Origin of the sequence: Lentzea nigeriaca (assembly GCF_016907955.1) — a bacterium.
In the GTDB taxonomy this organism is placed as follows: domain Bacteria; phylum Actinomycetota; class Actinomycetes; order Mycobacteriales; family Pseudonocardiaceae; genus Lentzea; species Lentzea nigeriaca.
In genome coordinates, this window is sequence record NZ_JAFBCX010000035.1 from 1 (window position 1) to 1,676 (window position 1,676).

Annotated in this window: 1 protein-coding gene; it reads right to left on the reverse strand. The window is 72.0% G+C overall.

Going from position 1 to position 1,676, the window contains the following annotated elements; all coding sequences use genetic code 11:
• On the reverse strand, positions 1–1,575 hold the full coding sequence (locus JOD27_RS44325; protein WP_204768418.1) for a S8 family serine peptidase: 1,575 nt from the start codon (positions 1,573–1,575) through the stop codon (positions 1–3).
• Positions 1,576–1,676 lie beyond the last annotated feature (101 nt).

A 1,676-nucleotide genomic window follows, 5' to 3' on the forward strand; every position in this document is an offset into this window, starting at 1 on the left:
TCAGAAGGTGAGCTGCCAGGCGTCGAGGTAGCCGGCGTCGGTGGTGCGGTAGAGGTCGGAGATCCGCAGCTTCCAGGTGCCGTTGGCGAGCTCGCTGGAGGCGTTGAGGGTGTAGGTCGCGTTGAGGTTGTCGGTGGTGTCGGTGAGCGAGGCGTTGCGCAGCCGGTAGGTGGTGCCGTCCGGGGCGATCAGGTCGAGCTGCAGGTCGCCGCGGGCGGTGTGCTTGATGTCGACGGTGATCTTGAGGCCGGTGGGGGCGTTGCCGGTGCGGCCGGTGACGGTGATGGAGCTGGTGAGGGTGCCGGTGCCGGGGATGGCGGCGTCGGCGGTGTTGGCGAACGTGCTGGGAGCCGGGGCCGGGGCGGGGGCGGGGGCGGGGGTGGTCTGGGTGCCGCCGACGTAGAGCAGGGTGTTGGGCGAGCCGGTGGCGGCGTTGCGCACCGTGCCGGTGGTGGCGGAGCCGATGAGAGCGTCGCGGACCTGCGCCGGGGTGGCGGCCGGGTGGGTGGCCAGGTGCAGCGCGGCGGCGCCGGCGACGTGCGGGGTGGCCATGGAGGTGCCGCTCATCAGGCCGGTGGAGGTGTCGCTGGCGAAGGTGGAGGAGGTGATGGACACGCCGGGGGCGAACAGGTCGACGCAGGTGCCGTAGTTGGAGAAGGAGGCCTTGGTGTCGGTCTTGTCGACCGCGCCGACCGTGATGGCCTCGCCGACGCGGGCCGGGGACACGGTGCAGGCGTCCTGCTGCACGCCCTGGGCGTCGCCGTTCCCCGCGGCGACGGCGTAGGTGATGCCGGCGGCGATCGAGTTGCGCACCGCCTGGTCGATGGAGGAGTTCGCGCCGCCGCCGAGGCTCATGTTGACCACCGCGGGCTTGACCGCGTTCTGGGTGACCCAGTTGATGCCGTTGACGATCTGCTCGCTGGTGCCCGAGCCCTGGCAGTTGAGCACCCGCACCGCGACCAGCTTGACCTGCTTGGCCATGCCGTAGGTGGCGCCGCCGACGGTGCCCGCGACGTGCGTGCCGTGGCCCTGGCAGTCCTGGCCGTTCTTGCCGTCGCCGACGGCGTCGTAGCCGACCCGGGCCCGGCCGCCGAACTCGGCGTGGCTGGTGCGGATACCGGTGTCGAGGATGTAGGCGGTGACGTTGCTCGCGGTGGTGGCGTAGCCGTACTTGGTGTCCAGCGGCAGGGCACGCTGGTCGGTCCGGTCCAGGCCCCAGGTCGCGGCGGACTGGGTGTCGGTCATGCGGACCTCGGTGACCGGCTGCACGTAGGCGATGCGGGGGTCGGCCGCCAGCCGGCGGGCCTGCGCCTCGGTCATCTCCACCGAGAAGCCGTCGAGTGCCGACGACCAGGTGGAGCGGACCTTGCCGCCGAACCGGTGCGCCAGCTCGCCGGCGGCACCGCCCCTGCCGTCCTTGAACACCGCGATGTAGCGGTCGCCGACGACCGTGGCACCCGGCACCGGCCGGATCTCGCCCTCGGCGGCCGACGCGTTCGCCACACCGGCGCCGAACAGGCCGAGCACCGCGATACCGAACGTCGCCGCTGCCGCCACCACACGCGTTGTGATCACTGAGACTCCCTTGTGCGCATCGTCCGCTTCGATGTCACAAGGTTCCGGGCCCCGAGTAGCGCGACCCGGTCGCGCTCGGTTGCGCTACGGTTGCGCCGAAT